This window comes from Streptomyces sp. NPDC001514 (assembly GCF_053597075.1).
Genome location: NZ_JBSFHO010000053.1, coordinates 1 through 21027 on the forward strand (window position 1 = coordinate 1; position 21027 = coordinate 21027).

General features: G+C 72.5%; 19 protein-coding genes. 8 read left to right on the top strand and 11 right to left on the bottom strand.

Translation table 11 applies throughout. The features are described from left to right. Positions 1–452: 452 nt before the first annotated feature. The 5 genes from ACWCXB_RS34745 to ACWCXB_RS34765 all read right to left on the bottom strand — a co-directional run bounded on the left by ACWCXB_RS34745 (position 453) and on the right by ACWCXB_RS34765 (position 6945). Positions 453–3611, bottom strand: coding sequence for an efflux RND transporter permease subunit (locus ACWCXB_RS34745; protein WP_450728181.1), 3159 nt, complete (start codon positions 3609–3611; stop codon positions 453–455). A 147-nt stretch (positions 3612–3758) separates the two neighbouring features. Then, on the bottom strand, positions 3759–4445 hold the full coding sequence (locus tag ACWCXB_RS34750; RefSeq protein ID WP_450728183.1) for a response regulator: 687 nt from the start codon (positions 4443–4445) through the stop codon (positions 3759–3761). Further along, a complete protein-coding gene (locus ACWCXB_RS34755; protein WP_450728185.1) occupies positions 4442–5695 on the bottom strand; it encodes a sensor histidine kinase in 1254 nt (417 codons plus the stop codon). The genes ACWCXB_RS34750 and ACWCXB_RS34755 overlap by 4 nt, the downstream gene beginning before the upstream one ends. Before the next feature lie 173 nt (positions 5696–5868). Beyond that, positions 5869–6147 (bottom strand): PspA-associated protein PspAA, encoded by a 279-nt coding sequence (pspAA, locus tag ACWCXB_RS34760; RefSeq protein ID WP_450728187.1) that lies wholly within the window; start codon positions 6145–6147, stop codon positions 5869–5871. A 12-nt stretch (positions 6148–6159) separates the two neighbouring features. Continuing rightward, on the bottom strand, positions 6160–6945 hold the full coding sequence (locus ACWCXB_RS34765) for a PspA/IM30 family protein (RefSeq protein ID WP_450728189.1): 786 nt from the start codon (positions 6943–6945) through the stop codon (positions 6160–6162). 401 nt (positions 6946–7346) lie between these two features. Here ACWCXB_RS34765 and ACWCXB_RS34770 point away from each other — a divergent pair, with 401 nt between their 5' ends. From ACWCXB_RS34770 to ACWCXB_RS34780, 3 genes are all read left to right on the top strand, one after another. Then, a complete protein-coding gene (locus ACWCXB_RS34770; protein ID WP_450728191.1) occupies positions 7347–7943 on the top strand; it encodes a DUF3043 domain-containing protein in 597 nt (198 codons plus the stop codon). Between the two features lie 50 nt (positions 7944–7993). After that, positions 7994–8737 carry a class I SAM-dependent methyltransferase gene (locus ACWCXB_RS34775; RefSeq protein ID WP_450728222.1) on the top strand — a complete coding sequence of 248 codons (744 nt, stop codon included), beginning with the start codon at positions 7994–7996 and terminating at the stop codon, positions 8735–8737. A gap of 140 nt (positions 8738–8877) precedes the next feature. Next, the gene (locus ACWCXB_RS34780; RefSeq protein WP_450728193.1) at positions 8878–9969 is read left to right on the top strand and encodes a S1C family serine protease; all 1092 of its coding nucleotides are present in this window, start codon (positions 8878–8880) and stop codon (positions 9967–9969) included. A 127-nt stretch (positions 9970–10096) separates the two neighbouring features. Here the strand turns inward: ACWCXB_RS34780 and ACWCXB_RS34785 are convergent, their stop codons facing one another. Then, a complete protein-coding gene (locus tag ACWCXB_RS34785; protein ID WP_450728195.1) occupies positions 10097–10306 on the bottom strand; it encodes a hypothetical protein in 210 nt (69 codons plus the stop codon). Between the two features lie 92 nt (positions 10307–10398). Here ACWCXB_RS34785 and ACWCXB_RS34790 point away from each other — a divergent pair, with 92 nt between their 5' ends. The 3 genes from ACWCXB_RS34790 to ACWCXB_RS34800 all read left to right on the top strand — a co-directional run bounded on the left by ACWCXB_RS34790 (position 10399) and on the right by ACWCXB_RS34800 (position 13778). After that, positions 10399–11601, top strand: a complete 1203-nt coding sequence (locus ACWCXB_RS34790) for a bifunctional adenosylcobinamide kinase/adenosylcobinamide-phosphate guanylyltransferase (protein WP_450728197.1) — start codon at positions 10399–10401, stop codon at positions 11599–11601. Positions 11602–11673: 72 nt separating this feature from the next. Next, positions 11674–12801, top strand: a complete 1128-nt coding sequence (gene cobT, locus ACWCXB_RS34795) for a nicotinate-nucleotide--dimethylbenzimidazole phosphoribosyltransferase (RefSeq protein ID WP_450728199.1) — start codon at positions 11674–11676, stop codon at positions 12799–12801. Between the two features lie 227 nt (positions 12802–13028). Continuing rightward, positions 13029–13778: a hypothetical protein gene (locus ACWCXB_RS34800; RefSeq protein WP_450728201.1), complete on the top strand. Its 750-nt coding sequence runs from the start codon at positions 13029–13031 to the stop codon at positions 13776–13778. Here the strand turns inward: ACWCXB_RS34800 and ACWCXB_RS34805 are convergent. Beyond that, positions 13667–14485, bottom strand: coding sequence for a hypothetical protein (locus tag ACWCXB_RS34805; RefSeq protein WP_450728203.1), 819 nt, complete (start codon positions 14483–14485; stop codon positions 13667–13669). The genes ACWCXB_RS34800 and ACWCXB_RS34805 overlap by 112 nt on opposite strands. A gap of 59 nt (positions 14486–14544) precedes the next feature. Between ACWCXB_RS34805 and ACWCXB_RS34810 the strand changes: the two genes are divergently transcribed. Both ACWCXB_RS34810 and ACWCXB_RS34815 read left to right on the top strand, forming a co-directional pair. After that, positions 14545–15366, top strand: coding sequence for an adenosylcobinamide-GDP ribazoletransferase (locus ACWCXB_RS34810; protein ID WP_450728224.1), 822 nt, complete (start codon positions 14545–14547; stop codon positions 15364–15366). 146 nt (positions 15367–15512) lie between these two features. Beyond that, positions 15513–16313, top strand: a complete 801-nt coding sequence (locus ACWCXB_RS34815; RefSeq protein ID WP_450728205.1) for a hypothetical protein — start codon at positions 15513–15515, stop codon at positions 16311–16313. Here ACWCXB_RS34815 and ACWCXB_RS34820 read toward each other — a convergent pair. From ACWCXB_RS34820 to pelF, 4 genes are read right to left on the bottom strand one after another with little or no spacing between them, the layout of a single operon-like run. Next, entirely contained in the window at positions 16310–17098 is a 789-nt protein-coding gene (locus tag ACWCXB_RS34820; RefSeq protein WP_450728207.1) for an endo alpha-1,4 polygalactosaminidase, read from the bottom strand. The genes ACWCXB_RS34815 and ACWCXB_RS34820 overlap by 4 nt on opposite strands. Then, the gene (locus tag ACWCXB_RS34825; RefSeq protein ID WP_450728209.1) at positions 17095–17706 is read right to left on the bottom strand and encodes a spherulation-specific family 4 protein; all 612 of its coding nucleotides are present in this window, start codon (positions 17704–17706) and stop codon (positions 17095–17097) included. Before ACWCXB_RS34825 ends, ACWCXB_RS34820 begins: the two co-directional genes overlap by 4 nt. A gap of 11 nt (positions 17707–17717) precedes the next feature. After that, positions 17718–19352: a hypothetical protein gene (locus ACWCXB_RS34830; protein ID WP_450728211.1), complete on the bottom strand. Its 1635-nt coding sequence runs from the start codon at positions 19350–19352 to the stop codon at positions 17718–17720. Next, complete coding sequence (gene pelF, locus ACWCXB_RS34835) at positions 19349–20878, bottom strand: GT4 family glycosyltransferase PelF (RefSeq protein ID WP_450728213.1); 1530 nt, start codon at positions 20876–20878, stop codon at positions 19349–19351. The genes ACWCXB_RS34830 and pelF overlap by 4 nt, the downstream gene beginning before the upstream one ends. Between the last annotated feature and the right edge of the window lie 149 nt (positions 20879–21027).

The following is a 21027-nucleotide window of genomic DNA, read 5'->3' on the forward strand; positions in this document are numbered from 1 at the left end:
TCCGCAGGGCGGAACGGGTGGGCACAAACCCGCCCACCGGGGCGAGCCCCCACCGGTCACCACGCCCGGGGACGCGCAGGGGTCGTGTTCGGGACGTAAAAGCGCCCGCAACTCGCGCGAAGCGCGGTGAGGACCGCAGTCCAGGACACGAGCCCCGGAGCGGACCCGGACGGCAACCGACCCGGCACGGGGCACCCCCGACCCCCCAGCCCGTCCGGCGCTTGAGGACGGACGCCCGGGTCGCGCCCGCGGTACCGGCGCGCACAGCCCGTCCGGCGATTGAGGACGGACACACCGGCCCACCGTCACGGCACCGGGCGCGCCCGGAACCGGGGGTGGCACCGGGCCCACCGCACACCTGGCACACCTGGCGAGTCCGCACGGAAAACCGCGCCGCCCCCGGTGCCGGGTGGGCCGGTACCGGGGGCGGCGGCGGAGGTGCGCCGGAGGCGTTACGCGTTGACCGGCTGCGGGTCCGGGTCGTCCGACGGCGCCGGGGAATCCGGGGCCGCAGCCCCCGACTTCTTCGCCCGCTTCGCCTCGCGCTTCGCGCGACGCCGCTCCTTGCGGAGTTCGACCATCGCGTACAGCGTCGGCACCAGCAGCAGCGTCAGCAGCGTCGACGTCACCAGACCGCCGATCACGACCACCGCGAGCGGCTGGGCGATGAAGCCGCCCTCGCCCGTGACGCCCAGCGCCATCGGCAGCAGCGCGAAGATCGTCGCGAGGGCCGTCATCAGGATCGGGCGGAGGCGGTGGCGGCCGCCCTCGACGACCGCCTCGACCACGCCCAGGCCCTGGGCCCGGTACTGGTTGATGAGGTCGATCAGCACGATCGCGTTGGTGACCACGATGCCGATCAGCATCAGCATGCCGATCATCGCCGGGACGCCCATCGGCGTGCCGGTCGCCACCAGCAGGCCGATCGCGCCCGTCGCCGCGAAGGGGATGGAGACCAGCAGGATCAGCGGCTGCACGAGCGAGCGGAACGTCGCCACCAGCAGCATGAAGACGATCGCGATCGCCGCCAGCATCGCCAGGGCCAGCGAGCCGAAGGCCTCCTCCTGGTCCTGTCCGACGCCGCCGATCGAGGCGGTCGCGCCCTCGGGCAGGTCCAGCGCGTTGATCTTCGTCTGGAGCTCCGCGCTCACCGCGCCGGTGTTGTCACTGGTCGGCTTCGCCGAGATCGTCGCGGCGCGCGCGCCGTCGATCCGCGTCATCGAGACCGGGCCGGGGACCAGCTTCACGTCGGCGATGTCGCCGAGCTTCACCGGGCCCAGCGGCAGCTTCTTCAGCTCGGCCATCGTCGTCGCCGGCTCGGCCGAGGTGATGACGACATCGCGCTCGGAGTCCTCGAGGATCGCCTTGGCCGCCGGCGTGCCGCGCACCGCCTGGGCGACCGCGGCACCGAGGGTCGCGTCGTTGAAGCCGGCCGCCGCCGCCTTCTCGTTGGCCTTGACCGAGATCCGCGGCACGGACTGGGACAGGTCACTCTGGACGTCGGTGACGTCGTCGAGCTTCGCGACCTCGTCCCGTACCTGCTCGGACGCCTTGCGCAGGGTGTCCGCGTCGGCCGACTTCACCACGACGCTGAGGTCCTGGTTGCCGAAGCCGTCGCCCGCCGCGATGGTCGTGTCGCCGATGCCGTCGAGCTTGCCCAGCTCCTCGTCGATGCGGTCGCGGGCCTTCTCGTAGGACGCCGAGTCCTTGAGGGTCAGCTGGTACGAGGCCTGATTGGCGCCGGTGCCGCCGCCGAAGGCCGCCATGAAGCCGGACGAGCCGACGGTGACCTGGTAGTCCTTGATCTCGTCGATTCCGCCGAGGACCTTCTCGATCTTCTTCGCCGAGGCGTCGGCGGCCTCCAGGCTGGTGCCGGGCTTCAGCTCCTGCTTGATCGACATGACCTCCTGCTCGCCCTGGTCGAAGAAGTTCGTCTTCAGGAGCGGGGCCATGCCGAAGGTGCCGAAGAGCACGACGAGCGCGAGGACTACGCTGGTGATACGGCGACGGGTCGCGAACCGCAGCACCGGCACGTACATCCGCTGCAGCAGGCTGCGGGCCTCCTTCTCCTCGGCCTTGCGGCGCGCCTCGTCCGGGTCGATGTCCCGTACGGCCTTGGGGGCGCGCAGGAACCAGTACGACAGGACGGGGACAACGGTGAGCGAGACGAGGAGGGACGCCAGGAGCGCCGCGGTGACCGTCAGGCTGAACGAGCCGAACAGCTCGCCCACCATGCCGCCGACCAGACCGATCGGCAGGAACACGGCGACCGTGGTCAGGGTCGACGAGGTGACGGCGCCCGCCACCTCGCGCACCGCGGTGAGGATCGCGGTCTGCCGCTCCTCGCCGTAGCCGAGGTGCCGCTTGATGTTCTCCAGGACCACGATCGAGTCGTCGACGACCCGGCCGATGGCGATGGTCAGCGCGCCCAGCGTCAGCATGTTGAGCGACAGGTCGCGGGTCCAGAGCACGATCAGTGCGAGGACGACCGACAGCGGGATGGAGACCGCGGTGACGAGCGTCGAGCGGATCGAGGCCAGGAAGACCAGGATGATGATGACGGCGAAGAGGAGACCGAGCGCGCCCTCCGTCGTCAGGCCGGAGATCGACTTGGAGACGGCCGGGCCCTGGTCGGAGACGACGGAGAGCTCCGCGCCGGAGCCGAGGTCCTTGCGGAGCTCGGGCAGCTTGTCCTTGACCGCGTCGGAGATCGCGACGGCGCTGCCGTCCTTGTCCATCGTGGCCATGACGGCGAGGCTGGGCTTGCCGTTCGTACGCGTGATGGAGACGCGCTGCGACTCCTCCTGCTTCACCGTGGCGATGTCGCCGATGCGGACCGGCTTGCCGGGCTTGCCGCCCTTCGCGGACGCGGGCGCGATGCGCAGGTCCTCGATCTGCTTCAGCGAGGTGAAGCCGCCGCCGACCTGGACCGTACGGCTGCTGCCCGCCTCGGAGAAGGAACCGGCCGGGATCGTCGCGCCGCCCGCCTTGAGCGCCTCGGCGAGGGACATGGTGTTCAGCCCGGCCGCGGCGAGCTTCTTGTCGTCCGGGGTGACGGAGACCTGGAGGTCCTGGACGCCGTCGACGGTGACCTGACCGACACCCGCGATGTCCTCCAGGGCCGGGACGACGGTCCGCTCCAGCTGGTCGGCGAGCGCCTGCTGGTCCTTGTCGGAGCTGACGGCGAGGACGACGGTCGGGATGTCGTCGGTGGAACCGGCGACGACCTGCGGGTCGACGTCGTCGGGGAGCTGGACGCGGGCACGGTTGACGGCCTGCTGGACGTCGGCGACGAGCTGCTTGGTGCCCTCGTCCCCGTAGTCGAACGTGGCCATGATCACGGCGTTGCCCTCGCTCGCCGTGGAGGTGATGCCCTTGATGCCGTCGACGGCCTTGATGGTGTTCTCGAGCGGTTCGACGACCTGCTTCTCGACCACATCGGGGGACGCGCCCTGGTAGGGGGCCAGCACCGACACCATCGGCAGTTCGATGGAGGGCAGCAGCTGCTGCTTGAGCTGCGGGATGGCGATCGCTCCGAAGAGGATCGCGACGATCGACATCAGCCCGATCAGGGCCCGTTGCGCGAGGCTGAATCTGGACAGCCAGGACATGGGGTCTCTCTTCTGTGGCTTACGCAGGAGCGGGCAGGGTCAGGTGCCCGCTTATACGATCGGCCACTCAAGAGGGCGGATCCGTAGGCCCCAGGTCCGAATATCTATCCCTCGCATACCGCGCCTGGAGTACGCCGATGGCGTGGCCTACTCCGCCCTTGGACGTACCAGGCCCGATTCATATGCAATAACCACCAGTTGGGCCCGGTCGCGGGCGCCGAGCTTGGCCATCGCGCGGTTGACGTGCGTCTTGACGGTGAGCGGGCTGACCTCGAGCCGCCCAGCGATCTCGTCGTTGGAGTGGCCGCCCGCGACGAGGACGAGCACCTCGCGTTCGCGGCCGGTCAGGGCGTCGAGCCGGTCGGAGTACGCCCCCGAGTCCTGGGCGCTGTCCGAACTGCCGCCCTGTGCGAGGAACTTGGCGATGAGGCCCTTGGTCGCGACGGGCGACAGAAGCGCCTCGCCGGCCGCGGCGATACGGATGGCATTGAGCAGTTCCTCGGGTTCCGCGCCCTTGCCGAGGAAGCCGGAGGCCCCGGCGCGCAGCGACTGCACGACGTACTCGTCCACCTCGAAGGTCGTCAGCATCACCACCCGCACGGCGGTGAGCGCCGGGTCGGCGCTGATCATGCGGGTGGCGGCGAGTCCGTCCGTACCGGGCATACGGATGTCCATCAGGACGACGTCGGCCTGCTCGGAGCGGGCCAGTGCGACGGCCTCCGCGCCGTCCGCGGCCTCCCCCACGACCTCCATGTCGGGCTCGGAGTTCACGAGCACCTTGAACGCGCTGCGCAGCAGTGCCTGGTCGTCGGCGAGCAGCACCCTGATCGTCATGCGTCGTCCCCCTCCGCGTGGGCCTTGACCGGCAGTATCGCCTGCACGCGGAAGCCGCCGCCGTAGCGGGGGCCCGCGGTGAGGGTGCCACCGAGCGCGGTGACCCGCTCGCGCATGCCGATGAGGCCGTGGCCGCCGCCGCTGTCGGCGCCCTCGGCTGTGGCCGGGGTGGCGTCGGGTGCCCCGTTGTCGAGGACCGTGACCTCGACGGTCCGCCCCACCCGTACGACGCTCACCTCGGCCTTTGCGCCGGCCCCCGCGTGCTTCTGCACATTGGTCAGCGCCTCCTGGATGATCCGGTACGCCGCGAGGTCGACGGCCGCCGGAAGGTCCGTGCCGTGGTCCGTGCGGGCCAGCTCGACCGGCAGCCCGGCGTTGCGGAAGGTGTCCAGCAGTTCGTCGAGTACGGCGAGGCCGGGCGCGGGCTCGGTCGGGGCTTCCGGGTCGCCGGACTGCCGCAGCAGGCCGACGGTGGCGCGCAGCTCGTTCAGTGCCGAGCGGCTTGCCTCCCGTACGTGCGCGAGGGCCTCCTTGGCCTGGTCGGGGCGCTTGTCCATGACATGCGCGGCGACTCCGGCCTGCACATTGACCAGGGCGATGTGATGGGCGACCACGTCGTGCAGGTCGCGGGCGATCCGCAGCCGCTCCTCGGCGACCCGGCGGCGCGCCTCCTCGTCCCGGGTGCGCTCGGCCCGCTCGGCGCGCTCCCGTATGGCGTCGATGAAGGCCCGGCGGCTGCGTACGGCATCGCCCGCGGCGGCCGCCATTCCGGTCCAGGCGAACACCCCGACGTTCTCCTGGCTGTACCAGGGCGCCGAGCCGAACAGCATCGCCGAGCCGGTGAGCACGGTCATCGTCAGCAGACCGACCCGCCAGGTGGTGGGCCGGTCGGTGCAGGACGCGACCGTGAAGACGGCGATCACCGCGGATATCCCGACGGGCGCGGGCGGATCGCCCGCGACGAACTCCACGACGGAGAACGCCCCGGTCAGGCCCAGCACGATCAGCGGTCGGCGCCGCCGGAACACCAGGGCTCCCGCCGCGAGGAGCATCAGCAGCACGCTGCGGGCGTCGGGGGTACGGGTGCCGAAGGCCGGCCGCCCGTGCGGTCCGTTCGGATCGGCGAACGACCCGATGACCATGCAGACGAGCACGGCGAACGCGAGGGCGGCGTCCAGCGCGAGCGGGTGCGCGCGCAGCCAGGCGCGGATCTGCGCAAGCCTGGTGCTGCCGGTCAGAGGTGCGGTCACGACAAGCAACGGTACGGCGTCCCGCTCCCCACTCCGCCCGCCCGACTGTTCCCAGCCCGTCCGGCGTTCGAGGACGGACACGCGGACCCACCGGGCGGTACCCGGCACGGGCACGGCCACGCACGCGAACGGCCCGCGCCCGGAGGGTCCGGCGCGGGCCGCGGGGGCGGGCGTCAGCCCGGGATGAGGCCGTCGTCGCTGAGCATGTCCCGGACCTCTTCGAGCGTCGCGTCCGGTGACGGCAGGATCAGCTCCGACGGCTCCAGCGAGTCGTCGGGGAGCGGCGCGCCGAAACGGCGGACCGCGTCGAGCAGGGCGCCGAGAGTGCGGCGGAAGCCGGCCCCATCACCCGACTCCATCTCGGCGAGCAGCTCGTCGTCCAGCTTGTTCAGCTCGACGAAGTGGCAGTCGTCGACCTTCCACTGGCCCTCCCCCATGATCCGTACGATCATGACGCGCCGTCCCTACTGCTTGTCGAACTTGTGCGGGGTCTGAGCCTGTGCCTGGTCCTGCGCCGAGCCGCTGCCGCCCTCGATGGCCTGCTGCTGGGAGCTGCTGCCGCCCGCCAGCTCGGCCTTCATGCGCTGCAGCTCCAGTTCCACGTCCGTGCCGCCGGAGATCCGGTCCAGCTCGGCCGCGATGTCGTCCTTCGCCATGCCGGTCGGGTCGTCCAGGGCCCCGGAGGCCAGGAGCTCGTCGATCGCGCCCGCGCGGGCCTGCAGCTGAGCGGTCTTGTCCTCGGCGCGCTGGATCGCCAGACCGACGTCGCCCATCTCCTCGGAGATGCCGGAGAAGGCCTCGCCGATCCGGGTCTGCGCCTGCGCCGCCGTGTACGTGGCCTTGATGGTCTCCTTCTTCGTACGGAAGGCATCCACCTTGGCCTGCAGCCGCTGGGCGGCGAGCGTCAGCTTCTCCTCCTCGCCCTGCAGTGTCTGGTGCTGCGTCTCCAGGTCCGTGACCTGCTGCTGGAGGGCGGCGCGGCGGGACAGCGCCTCGCGCGCCAGGTCCTCGCGGCCGAGCGCCAGCGCCTTGCGGCCCTGGTCCTCCAGCTTGGAGGACTGGCCCTGGAGCTGGTTCAGCTGCAGCTCGAGGCGCTTGCGGGAGGTCGCCACGTCGGCGACGCCGCGGCGCACCTTCTGCAGCAGCTCCAGCTGCTTCTGGTACGAGTAATCGAGGGTCTCGCGCGGATCCTCGGCCCGGTCAAGGGCCTTGTTTGCCTTCGCGCGGAAGATCATCCCCATACGCTTCATGACACCGCTCATGGGCTTCGCGCGCCCCCTTCTGACGGACGTGGCTCCAGCTACTCAGAACCCACAGTACGGGCCCTGCATCCATTACCGCACTGTTCGAGCGCGGATGCGCTCCTCCCCAAGAACGAGCTGCTGACGGCTTCGATCCGGCGCAAGGAGTAGGTGATCGTCAGGGAAAGCCGGGACGGCTCCCCTTCCTCTCCTCTTCTCCCCCTCGTCCGATTCCCGTCCGCCCCTCGTCCGCTTCCCTTCCGCTTCTCGCCTGCGTCCGTTCCGCGGGGATTCGGTGCCTGTTGCTGCCTGCTTTCGGCCTGCTTCTGCCTCGTACAGACGCTCGCCGTTGCCGGATCGTTCCCCCGGGGGCTGGGGTCCATGCGCGGCACCCCGTACCCTTGGGTTTTGTGTTCCGTAGCCGTTCCAAGGAAGAGAAGGCCCCCACCGACAAGGTGACGGCGGACCTCTCCAAGCAGCCCCGCGACCCCGAGGCCCCCAAGGGCCGCCCGACCCCGAAGCGGAGTGAGGCCCAGACCCAGCGCCGCCGTGCGCAGTCGGCACCCACCGACCGCAAGGACGCCATGCGCCGCCAGCGCGAGGCCCGCCGCGCCGACCTGGCCAAGCAGCGCGAGGCGCTGGCCGGTGGCGACGAGCGCTACCTGCCCGCCCGTGACAAGGGTCCGGTCCGCCGTTTCGTGCGGGACTACGTCGACTCGCGCTTCTGCATCGCGGAGTTCTTCCTGCCGCTCGCCGTGGTGATCCTGGTGCTCTCCATGATCCGCATGCCGCAGCTGCAGAACATCGCGCTGCTGCTGTGGCTCGGCGTCATCGTGATGATCGTGATCGACTCGATCGGCATCTGGTTCCGTCTGAGGAAGCAGCTGAACGAGCGCTTCCCGAACGAGCCGAAGCGCGGCGCCCTGGCGTACGGCCTGATGCGCACGCTCCAGATGCGCCGACTGCGGCTGCCGAAGCCCCAGGTCAAGCGCGGAGAGCGGCCCTGAGCACCGACGTCTCCGGATTCGGTGGCGTTGCGGCGGCCTGGCTGGAAGGCCTGGGCGGACTGCGCAACACCGTTCGACAGGAGCTCGTCGCACGCCAGCTCGACGAGCAAATAGCCGGGCGCTTCCCGGTGGGCCGACGGCTGCGGATCCTCGACGTGGGCATGGGCCAGGGCACCCAGGCGCTGCGCCTGGCGCGTGCCGGGCACACCGTGACGGGCCTGGAGTCCGACCCCGAGATGCTGAAGGTCGCCCGCGAAGCGCTGGAGACCGAGCCCGCGGGCATCCGTGAGCGGTTCCGGATGATCGAGGGCGACGGCCGGGACACCGGGGTGCACTTCCTGCCCGGGGCGTTCGATGTGGTGTTGTGCCACGGCGTGCTGATGTACGTCGAGGACCGGGACGCGATGCTCGCGGGCCTGGCCCGGATGCTGGCGCCCGGGGGTCTGCTGTCCCTGCTCGTACGGAACGGGGACGCGCTGGCCGTGCGACCGGGGCTGGCCGGTGACTGGTCCGCGGCGCTGACTGCCTTCGACACGGATGCGTACACGAACCGGCTCGGCCTGCCGGTCCGCGCCGACCGGCTGGCCTCGCTGAGGGCGACCCTCGCGGGGATCGCGGCACCGCTGCACGCCTGGTACGGGGTGCGGGTCTTCACGGACGGCGTCCCGAACGAGGCGGAGCTGCCGGCCGCGGACGAGCTCGAGCGCCTGCTGGCCGCGGAGGACCGGGCCGGGCGGACGGATCCGTACCGTTCGGTGGCCGCGCTCCTGCATCTGTGCGGCGTGCGGGGCTGACCCGGCGTCCGGACCCGGCGGCGAGGCCCGACCTGCGTACGCGGCCGACCCTGCGCGAGGCCGACGCTGCATGCGCGGCCGACCCCGGATCGGGGGCCGATAACAGGGCCCGAGGACGGGGCAAAAGGGACACTCCGAGCATGGACGCATCCCTCACCCGCGGACTCGCACTCTTCCTGGCCGGGGCCTGCTCGGCCGCCGCACTCGTCGTCGGCTGTTCGCGTGACTCGCCCGCGCAGCCCGGGTCGACACAGCCCGGGTCGACGCGACCCGAGTCGACGACGCAGGCCGCGGCGCCCGCCGCCAGGGCCGGGAGCGATCTGGAGACCGACTACCAGACCGTGATCAGGAACGTGCTGCCGTCGGTCGTCCAGATCCAGGCGGGCGAGAGCATCGGCTCCGGCGTCGTCTACGACGACAAGGGCCACATCGTCACCAACGCCCATGTGATCGACAACGTGAAGGACTTCGAGGTCACCGTCGCCACGGGCGGCACGCCGCTGGCCGCCCGCCTGGTCGCCGGCTACCCGGAGCAGGATCTCGCGGTCATCCGGCTCGACAGCGTTCCGGCCGGGCTGAAGCCGGCGAGGTTCGGGAACTCGGCGCGGGTGGAGGTCGGGCACATCGTGCTCGCGATGGGCTCCCCGCTCGGCCTGTCCAGCAGCGTGACGCAGGGCATCGTCTCGGCGGTCGGCCGCACGGTGAGCGCCGGGCGGGGTGACGGCTCCGAGGCCACGATCGCGAACATGGTGCAGACGTCGGCCGCGATCAACCCGGGCAACAGCGGGGGCGCGCTCGTCAATCTGGACAGCGAGGTCATCGGCATTCCGACGCTCGCCGCGATCGACCCGACGCTGGGCGGCAGCGCGGCGCCGGGGATCGGCTTCGCGATCCCGGTGTCGCTGGTGAGGACCGTCGCCGACCAGATCATCAGGTACGGGAAGGTCACGGACTCGGGCCGGGCCGCGATCGGCATCCGGGGCCGCACGGTCCTGGGCGGCGACCTCCGGCCGGCCGGTGTGGCGGTGGTCGAGGTGGTGGAGGGCGGCCCGGCGGACAAGGCGGGGATCAGGGCCGACGACATCATCACCGGTGTGGGGGACGCCGAGATCACCACGATCACCTCGCTCGCGGAGGCGCTGGCGTCCAGGAAGCCGGGAGAGAAGGTGGCGGTGACGTACGAGCGGGAGGGGAAACGGGCGACCGTGAAGGTGACGCTGGGCGAGATCTGACCAGTGGTCCACCGGTGGCCGGCTGCCGATCGGCGGGTGCAGGGACGGATCCGCTGACGGACCCGTCCCCGACGGTCTCGCGTCCTCGTACTGCCAGGTACTGCCAGGCCTGTGCTCAGGCCACCGCTCAGGCCTCTTCGGCGTGCAGGCTCATGGGTCCGTAGACCCGGCTGCCGTCCTCGAAGAGGAAGACCTGGTCGGCGCCGCCCTCGAGCAGCTCCTTCCAGACCTCACCGATCCACGACTCGGCGTCCCCCTGCGTGCTGAACTCCTCCGGCTCCACGGCCGGCTGGACCTCCGTCCCGTCGGACTTCTCGAACCGCCACGTCCACGCCATGTGCGCCTCCCGGATGTCGGGTCCCAGATCAGTTGCTGCCCGCAGCGTAGCCGGGCGCGCACCGGCAGAGGCGACGCGGGATGATCGTTCCTGTGGAACTGACTCTGCTCGGCACGGCTGCCCCCAGTGGGCTCCCCCGCCCCGACTGCCCCTGCGCCGTCTGCGCCGCCGCCCGTGGTGCGGAGGCGCGCGCCGCGACCGCACTCCTGGTGGACGGGGCGCTGCTGCTCGACCTGACGCCCGGGGCCGCACTGGCAGCCGCCCGTGCCGGGCATTCGCTCGTCGGCGTGCGGCAGGTGCTGCTGACGCATCCGCACGGCGGGCCGGCGATGGAGCTGCCCGCGGGGCTGCCGGCGGCGGGCCGGGTGCCGGACGGCCAGGAGTTGACGCTGATCAGCGGTCACCGGGTGCGGGCGGTGGCGATGGACTCGCCGGGTACGGGGTACGAGGTGACCTCGACGGACGGGGAACGGCTGCTGTATCTGCCGCCGGGCGGGGCCGTGGCCGGGGTGACGCAGCACGAGCCGCTGCCGTACGACATGGTCGTCGCCGATGTCGTCGGACGGCCCGACGGGCTGGCACGGCTGCGCGCGACGGGGGCGGTCGGCCCGACGACGGAGGTCGTCGCCGTCCACATCGACCACGAGGTGCCGCCGGGCGCGGAGCTGGAGCGGCGTCTCGCGGCGGCGGGTGCCCGGGCGGTGCCGGACGGCACGACGCTGTACGTGGGCGAGTACCACGACGTACCGGACGTGCCGCGCCGCACGCTGGTCACGGGCGGGGCGCGGTCCGGGAAGTCGCTGGAGGCGGAGAGGCGGCTGGAGTCCTTCCCCGACGTGGTGTACGTGGCGACGAGCGGCAGCCGGGCCGACGACCCGGAGTGGGCGGCCCGGGTCGCGGCCCACCGTGACCGCCGGCCGCACTCCTGGCGGACGGTCGAGACCTGCGACCTCGTACCGCTCCTGGCGGAGGACGGGCCGCCGCTGCTGATCGACTGTCTGGCCCTGTGGCTGACGGACGCGATGGACCGGGTGGGCGCGTGGGACGACGAGCTGTGGGAGGCGACGGGCCGCGAGGCGCTCCACCGCCGCACCGCGGAACTCGTCGCGGCCCTGCGCACGACGCGTCGCACGGTCGTCGCCGTCACGAACGAGGTCGGCTCCGGGGTCGTACCGGCGACCGCGTCCGGGCGCCGCTTCCGCGACGAACTGGGGCGTCTGAACGCGGCCTTCGCGACGGAGTGCGAACACCTGCTCCTGGTCGTGTCGGGCCAGGCCCTGCGGCTGCGCGGCTGAGGGTCTGCGGCACCCGCGCAGCAGGGCGGCCCGGGACCGACAGCGGTCGGAACTGCCGGTACTGTTCGGCGAATGAGCTCGCTGAATCTCGACGACTTCTCCGATCTGATCGAGCGCCCCGACAGCGGTATGCGGCGCGATGCCGAGGAACGCCGGGAGCGGCTGGTCGTGCCGCCCGGATCGCTGGGGCGGCTCGACGAGCTCGGGGAGTGGCTGTCGGCCGCGCAGGGGGCCGTGCCGGTGAGGCCGGTGGAGCGGCCGCGGGTGGTGCTCTTCGCCGGGGACCACGGGGTCGCTGAGCTCGGGGTCTCGGGTCGTCCGGCCGGGAGCGCGTACGAGCTGGTGCGGGCCGTCCTGGAGGGTGAGAGCCCCGTCGCGGTGCTGGCCCGGCAAATGGACGTGCCCGTGCGGATCGTCGACGCGGGGCTCGACTGCGACCCGGAGCTCCTCCCGGCGGACGTCGTGCGCCACCGGGTGCGGCGCGGCAGCGGGCGTATCGACGTCGAGGACTCCCTCACCGCGGAGGAGGCCGAGCAGGCCGTACGCCTGGGCATGGCGATCGCCGACGAGGAGGCCGACTCCGGCACCGATCTCGTGGTCCTGGGCGATCTCAGCGTCGGCGGCACGACCCCTGCCTCGACGCTCATCGCCGCGCTGTGCGGTACGGACGCCTCGGTGGTGACCGGCCGCGGCGGCGCCGGGATCGACGATCTGGCGTGGATGCGCAAGTGCGCGGCGATCCGGGACTCGCTGCGCCGCGCCCGGCCCGTGCTGGGCGACCAGCTCCAGCTGCTCGCCACGGTCGGCGGTGCGGATCTCGCCGCGACCACGGGCTTTCTGCTGCAGTCCGCGGTGCGCCGGATGCCGGTGATCCTGGACGGTGTCGTGTCGGCGGCGTGTGCCCTCGTCGCGCAGCGTGCGGCGTTCCGCGCCCCGGACTGGTGGCTGGCGGGTCAGGTCAGCGGTGAGCCGGCGCAGACCAAGGCGCTGGACCGGATGGCGCTCAACCCGTTGCTCGACCACGGCGTCACCGTCGGGGAAGGGACCGGGGCGCTGCTCGCGCTTCCCCTCGTTCAGGCTTCCGCCGCGCTCGCCGCGGAGCTGCCCGAGCGTCCCGAGCAGCAGCCCGAGCAGACGGCGGACTCGGAGTCCTCGGAGTCCTCTGAGGGCTCGCAGGACTCGGAGCGCGTGGCGGACTGACCACCGGGCGCGGGCGGCGGCCCGCGAGATCTGGATCACTCGGGCGTCGCTCAACTTCGCGATGTGCAGGCCGGTCTTCGAACGTGGCGGCGCGGAGCGCGGGGTGGGCCCCGTGCTGAGGCCGTACCGCGCCGACGCCACGTACCGACCATCCGGGAGCCGCGCTTCATGCTCTTCCCAGTGAGCGCCGACCTGCCGCGCAGCGGCCTTTTCGCCGAGGGCCGCCGGTGAGGAGGGCGCGCGCCTTCGCGCGCCGCGAGTGGGGGCCGCTGTACACGACCGTCCGCACGGCGCTCGTGACGAGGAAGTGGCGGGCCGTCCCGATGACCCTCGCCGCGGTCTGTCTCACCGGTCTCTTCCAGCTGGTGCAGAACCAGTCCTGGGGCTATCGACCGGTGCAGACCATCGGCTCGGTGCGGGCCGACGACCCGCTCTGGCTCGCGCTCCTCCGCACCCCGCTCTCCCTCTTCGTACCGGCCCTCGATCTGCCGGTGTGGGGCGCGCTGGCCCAGATACTGCTGGTGTTCGGGATCTCCGAGATCTGTCTCGGCCGGCCCCGGACGCTCGCGATCGCCTACGTGGCGACGCTGGCCGGGACGACGTACGCGCGGATCGGCATCGCACTCGGCCCGGACCATCCGCTGGGGCTCCCGGCCACGGACGCGCGGGTCATGGACACCGGCCCGTCGGCGGCGGTCGTCGGCCTGGCGGTCTATGCCTGCTACCGCCACCGCGCCCGGCTGACGGCGGGCCTGGTGATCGTCGCCATGGTCGTCGAGATACTGGTCAAGAACAACCTGGCGGGCAAGGAGCATCTGGCGGCGATCGCCGCGGTGCTGGCGGTGTGCGCCGGCACGAAGTGGCTTCACCGCGAGCCGGGACCGGGGCCAGGGCCAGGGCCGGGGCCGGGACCAGGACCGGGACCGGGATCGCGGGCGGCCGGAAGTCGGTCCGGAGCGCCCCCGATCAGGTCCTGAAACTTCCTGCGCGGCCCGATCCAGCGCCTGTCGTGGCGGAAGGCGCGCAGGATCGCCCGCGCCCGGGAGCGCGGGCGGCGGCGGTAGATGCGTTTGGCCCACGGCGAGGCGGGCCTGGCCAGCCGGATCGCGCCGACGATTGCGATGAACGGCACGAGCATGCCGATGACCGCCATCCGCAGTTTGCCCTTGAAGAGGGTGATCAGGACGAAGCCGAAGTTGACGGCGAGGGTGAGCAGGAAGACCCGGCGGTCGTCCCGCTCGTCCTCGGTCAGGTCGTTGACGCCGAGCGGTGCGAACCCGGCGAGGATCAGCAGCAGCAGGGCCGCGGTGAGCACCACGACCTCGACGCTCTTGCGGCCCGCCTCGGTCCAGTAGACGTCGTCGAGGTGGAGGATCAGCGCGAACTCGTCGAGGACGAGCCCGGCGCCGATACCGAAGATCACCGCGAAGACGATGGCGCCGGGGCCGGTGTGCTCGGCGGATGCGACCGCCCCGAAGCCGCCGATCACGGTGAGGACGACGCCGGGCACCACGTGGTGGATGTGCAGTCCGCCGGACTTGACGTTCCCGAACGGCCCCTTCCCTGCCCGGATCAGCCGGGTGACCATCCGGGTGATGAGGAAGGTCAGCACGAACGAGGCGAGCGCGATGAGCAGTGGGAGCTTTCCGGGCTCGACGATGTTGCGGTAAAACCAGTTGCCCATGCCACTCGCTCCCGATTCGTCCGTCATGCGCAATTTACCGTCGGAGCGCACCGACTACCCTGCGCGCGGTGACCTCAAAGAAGACAGCCGGCGGAACGGCCGGCCCGGTGACCGGCATACGGTTCGCCTTCGGCACCCTCACCGTGCTGCCCGCACGCGTCACGCGCTGGGACCGTGAGGCGGCACGCGCGGGCATGCTGTGCGCCCCGCTCGCCGGCCTGGTCGTCGGCCTCTGCGCCGCGGCACTCGGCGGACTGCTCCTGGCCCTGGGCGCAGGTCCGCTGCTCGCGGCGGTCGCAACCGCCGCCGTACCGGCCGCCCTCACGCGCGGGCTGCACCTCGACGGGCTGGCCGACACCGCGGACGGGCTGGGCAGCGGGAAGCCCGCCGAGGACGCGCTGCGGATCATGAAGCAGTCGGACATCGGGCCGTTCGGTGTCATCACGCTGCTCCTCGTCCTGCTGGCCCAGGTCGCGGCTCTCTACGAGCTGTACGGGGAGGGGGGCTGGGCCCGGGGCGCGATCGCCGCGGCCCTGGCGGGGCTCGTGTCGCGGCTCGCCCTGACCCTCGCCTCCCGTACGGGCGTCCCCGCTGCCCGCCCGGAGGGCCTGGGCGCGGCGGTGGCGGAGAGCGTGCCGCTCCGCTCCGCGGCAGCCGTCACCTTCCTGACGCTGGCCGCATGCGCGGGCGTGGGGGCGCTGTCCGACGGCGGCACGGCGGTGCGGTACGCCCTCGCGGCGGTGCTCGCGCTCGTCGCCGCCCAGGTGCTCCTTCGGCGCTGCGTGCGGCGCTTCGGCGGGGTGACGGGCGATGTCTTCGGGGCACTGGCGGAGACCGCGGGGACGGTGGCGCTGGTCGCCCTGACGCTGGGGGTGACGTGATCGACCCGTGATCGCCCGTCGTACAACGATCCGTACGCGCATCCTTCTCCCACACCGCCTCCGCCCTCGCCGCGGCTTCCCTGTTGCTCGCGGCCTGTGGCGGGAGCACCGACGACGGATCTCCGGCGAAGCCCAAGCCCCACCCGGTGTTCTCCCTGCCGGTGGGCGAACAGCCGTACCAGAGCGTGCGACAGACCCAGCAGGCCGGCAGCGCCTCCTTCACCCAGCAACTGACGTCCACCTCGAGGCAGGGCGACGCCGTCCTGACCGCCGCCGGGCGGCTCGACTTCACAGGCCGCCGGGCGGACGGCACGCACACCTGGAAGATCCCGGACGGCCTTCCCGCGAAGGCCCGGGACACCCTCCTGGGCGAAGTCCCGGGCAAGGGCAGCGCGGCTGCCTCCGCACGTATCGCGCTCGCCCCGGAGACCGTCCACCACCGGTCGGGGACGGCGGGCTACTGGCTGCGGTACGACCTCTCCCGGCCGGTCGACGGGGATGACTCGATCGCCTGGCTCCACGGCACCGAGGCGGCCCGGCTCGTCCTCACCGCACACGGGCGGACGAAGCCTGTCCTGCCGTCCGCATCCGACGCCGTCCTGGAAGCGAGCAAGGCGGTGCTGACCCGCCATGAGGCGACACCCGGTGACTGCATCGACTTCAACACCGGCACGCGCGATACCTCCCTGGTCGTCGAGGTCTCCTGCACCGGACCTCACGATGCCCGCGTGTTCGGCCAGGTCCCGCTCACCTCGGGTGACTACCCAGGACCCGAAGCCGCGCATCGGCGCGCGAGCGACACCTGCCGCCGTGCCCACGGCCGGGCCCCGGCCGCCTGGACCGAGGACAACGCCGAGCCCGGAAAGTACTGGTCGAGCGGGCCGACCGGCTCCGACTGGGGCGACCGCCAACAGCGCGTCGCGACCTGCTACGTGGTCTCCCGCTAGCAGGCCCGGCGCCAGACCCCCAGCTCGTACTTCTTCAGCATCGAGCTCAGCTTCAGGCGCCGCGCCTCGGGGCAGAAGCGGTCCAGCGGCAGCTCGTACTCGACGTGGAAGACGGCCTTGCCCGCCTCGATGAACGGCGTCGTCTCCTCGCACTCCCCGTACTGGGCGCACTGCTCGTTGACGGCGAAGTCGAAGTCCCGGACCAGCTGCGGGATCTGGGGCAGGTCGTTCTTCAGCCCGACCGCCAGGCCCCGCTCATGGGCGAGCCGGGCGATCAGCCGGTTGTAGCGGAGCTGGTGGGCGGCGGTGAGGGGGAAGCCGGTGTTGTTGAGGTAGCCGTCCATGTTGTCCGGCTCGACCGCGTCGAAACCCTTCTCCTCGCACATGTCGAGGCGCTCGGCCATCAGCGGCTCCAGGACGTCCGTGCGGCGGATGTCGAGCCAGCGCTCGCCCTTCCAGCCGTTGCCCTTCCCGAGGAGGGCCTTGGGGAAGTCCCCCGCGTCGGGGCGGAAGTCCTCCCACGCGCCGGTGGACAGATAGCAGATGACCTTGCGGCCGCGCCGGTGGAGGTCGGTGACCGTGGACTCCGGGTGGTCGAAGCCGTCGATGTCGTAGACGGGCACGTCGACCGTCGGGTCGAGGCGGCCGCTGAGCTGCCACTGCCACGTCACGCCCGGCTTCGGCTGCCAGCGGGCGGTCGACGGCGCCGGATCGTCCGCGTCGTCAGGGGCGGACGTACAGCCCGCGAGCAGTGCCAGGGTCACCACCAGCAGCAGCCGTCTCACGCGCCCGGCTCCAGGGCGTACGGCAGCGTGCCCCACGGGTGCGCGCCCGTGCCCGGAACGACGCAGTGGACCGGGGCCGCGGAGGTGGCGTGGGGCGGGGCCGAGTGGATCAGATGGCAGTGGTGTGCGGAGAGCGGAAGGTCGAGTGTGCGGTAGGTGTCCCACGTGCCTTCGAACGTGACGAGGAGATCGGCCAGTTCCGCGTATGCGGCGTCCGGGTGAACCCCCGGGTTGAGGACGAGCGTCCGCGCACCCGCCGCCCGGGCGGCCACCGCGAGGCGCCGGTAGTGGGCGAGCTCCTCCGGGGCGGAGGCCACCTGGTCGAGGAACGCCCCGTCGGCGCCGTACCAGTCGCGGTGGCGCAGCAGATCGCGTACGACGTCGGCGTGCGGGCGGCGGCCGTACGCCGTGTCGGTGTAGCCGAGTACGCGCACACCGGCGGCCCGGAGCTCGGCGGCCACCGACGCGAACGCGGCGTCGGCGGTGTCCCCGGGGCCGTTGGCCGGGTTGAGCACGACTCCGTAGAGACGGGGCGCGGCGGCGATGACGGCCCGCCAGGCTTCGGGACGGTCGGCGGGGTGCTCGTACAGCGGTACCAGCAGGCTCATGGAAGGACTCCTCAGCGGTGGGCGGTGATCCGGCCGAGCAGCACACAGACCAGCCCGGCGAGCACGGCGGCGGCCGTCCCGGGCACGACGAGCAGCGCCGCGCCCGGGACGAGGACGGCGACGAGGGCTGCCGCGCAGCACACACCGGCCGCGATCGGTACGGCGCCGAACGCCTGCAGCAGCAGCCCGGTCCACAGCACGACCCCGAGCAGCAGCACCCCCGCGAGCGCGGCCCCGCCGGGCCCACGACCCCCGCCCGGCCACAGCAGCATCGCCACCGCGGCGAACGTCGACAGGGCGCCCAGATAGCCCGCGAGGCACCGTGCCAGCGTCGTCGCGACGGACACCCGGAAGCCGCGCGGTGTGGTGCTGACCCTCAGCCCGGCGAGGCTGTCGGCGCGGAAGCGGTGCAGCAGCCATTCGGCGGGTCCCATGCTGAGCGTGAGCGCGACGGCGAACGGCGGGGTCTCCAGGGCGACATGCAGCACCAGCACGCCGGTCCCGAGCCCGAAGAGACCGTACGGCAACGAGCCGCCGAGCCAGGGCGCCCCGGCGCCCCGGCCACGCGCCCGCAGGGAGTGCGTCCGGCCTCCGGCCGGGGGGTTCCCCCGCGCACCACCCGTGCGGGAAGGGACGTCGGGTGCGGGCCTTCCCGTGGCGGACCACTCCGTGCGGGTGCCCTGCCCGGCCCCCGGCCGGACACCGCCCCTGCGGGTCAGGAGGCCGGTCACCACACGCCACCACCGCCGACGACCGGCGGATGCCGCCACGGACGCGGCGGGCCCCGGTGCCACCGGACGCAGCGCCCACGCCGCACAGCACACCGCCGCCGTCGCGGAGGTCGTCAGAAGGGCGATCCGCGCCCACGAGGGCAGGGGCTGCAGCACCGCGGAAGAGGCTCCCGCCGCCAGTGGCAGCAGGGCGAGCAGCAGCGCGCGGTCGTGGGCCAGGACCAGGAGGACGGTCGCCGCCGCGAGGTAGAGGGACTGGCCTGCCGTGAAGAGCAGGGCCGGGCCGTCGGCGGGTCCCGCGGAGGCGAGCGCCGCGGCCGTGGCGAACAGCACGCCCGCGGGGGCACCCAGCAGCAGGGAACGCACGGCCGCGGGGCGGTCGCCGAGGCCGAGCCAGGAGTACGCGCGGTGGGCGACGGCCTGGTTCCAGGTCCAGCCGGCGAGCGCGCCCGCCAGGAGCGGGACCGCGCCCGCCGGGAGGCCGTACGCGGTCCGGCCGCCCGCGAGGAGCGGCGCGGCCAGGACGTAACCGAGCCCGGGCAGCGCGAAGATCACACCGCGCAGGAGGCAGGCGAGGAGCGTCCCTCCCGAAGGACCGGCGGGAGGGCCCTCGGGCTCCGGGAAGCGGCGCTCGACGCGCCCGTACAGCTCCTCGGCGAGCGTGAACGAGTCCTCGCGGCCGTAGCGGAGACGTATCTGCTCGTCCGTCAGTCCGTCGGACTCGAGCAGCGCGGCTATCTCGTCCGGATGGACGGCCGCAGCAACGAAGTCCTCCAGCCGTTCGGTGAGTTCGTCGAGCGGATCGGCCGCGGCCCGGCCCGGTCGGCCCGGCCGGGATCCGCTCGGCCTCGGCACGTGCGGCAGCGTTTCCTGAGCGGCGGTTCCGGGCTCCTTGAGCCACATCGGGCCGCTCACCAGACGCTCCCGTCCGCCGCGAGGTCCCGGTACCAGGGATCCTTCAGCTCCAGCGTCCAGTCGTCGACGGTCTCGACGAGCGGCGGCTCGTACACCGCGCCCGGCGTCCCGGCCAGCTCGAGGTAGATCTGGCGGAAGGCGCCCACGGAACGCCGCAGCGTGAAGCGGTCGATGACCCGCTGCCGGGCGCGCCGGCCCAGCTCGGCGCGGCGTTCCCCGTTCCGCAGGAGCTCCACGGCCGCCGCGGCCAGCGCCTCGGGCTCGCGCGGCGGTACGACGAGACCCGTGTCGCCTACGGCCTCCCGCACTCCCCCCACATCGGTGGACACGGTCGTCCGGCCGCAGGACATGGCCTCGATGATGGAGAAGGGGAAGCCCTCGCTGATGCTGGAGAGCATCACTACGTGCCCGGCGGCATACGCGCGCGCGACATCGCTGACGCGCCCCTCCCAGCCGATCCCGTCGGTGACGCCGAGTTCGGCGGCGAGCTTCTCCAGCCGGGTCTGGTACCACTCCCCTCCCTCGGGGGGTGCTCCGAACAACCGCAGTCGCAACTCCGGGAGTTCGGCCCGGGCCAGGGCGTAGGCCCGGACCAGCGTCTCCAGGTCCTTGATCGGGTCGATCCGGCCGGCCCAGCTCAGGGTCGGAACGGACGGCTCGGCTCCGGCGTGCGGGAAGGCGTGCGGGTCGACGCCGTTGTAGACGGTACGGATACGGTCGGCGTGGGCGCCGCCGCGCTCCTCCCAGCGGCGGTTGTACTGGTTGCACGGGGTGATCAGATCGGCCCGCCGGTACCCCAGCGTGTTGAGCTCCCGGTAGAAGCCGAGCATGAACGCCTTGACCGGCCAGCGCTGCGCCTCACTGCGATAGCCGAGATAGCGCTCGCGCAAATAGATGCCGTGCTCGGTGAGGAGAAAGGGCACGCCGTCCAGGCGCTGCGCGGCGAGCGCGGGAAGCGTGGCGAGGCCGCTGCTGACGGCGTGGGCGACGCTGTCCTCGGGGATCCGGGCCGCGAGCGGGCGCAGCGCGTGTTCGAGCAGATCGGTGGCGGTCAGGGCGTCGTGGACGGTGGGGCGGGCCGCGGCGGTCGGCAGATGCGGCATGGTCCATATCCACATCAGGGTGCGGACGGCGGCCTCGGTGCGCAGGGCGGCCGGGAGCCGGCCCGCCCGGGCCTCCACGGCCAGGGCGTCGAGCTCGGTACCGAAGTCGCACTGCGCGTCCGGGTCGAGCAGGGACAGCAGGAATCGCTCGTAGGTGTCGAGGAAGCGCCGGCGGGCGGTCCTGCCGCGGGGTGCGCGGGCACGCCCGGGGCTCGGCCCCCACAGGGGGACGGCGGTGTGTCGGCGGACGTTGGGCGGCAGTTCCCAGGTGACGGGCTCACGGCCGCTGCCGGTGAGGGCGGTGACGGTGAAGTCGAAGTCGGGCATTCCGCGGACGAGTTGGTCGCACCAGGTGCTGACGCCGCCGTGGACGTGCGGATAGGTGCCTTCGGTGAGCATGGTGACGTGACGTCCCTGGCTCATCGTGCTTTGTCCCCCCTGGACGTGCGGTGTGCGCGCGGTGCGCCGTGCTCGCGATGTGCAGCTCGTGGTGCGCGTGCATGTGGTCGGTTCCCGTGTTTCTGCGCGGGCGACGCACCCCGGCCGGACCGGCCGGGGTGCGTGACGGTGCG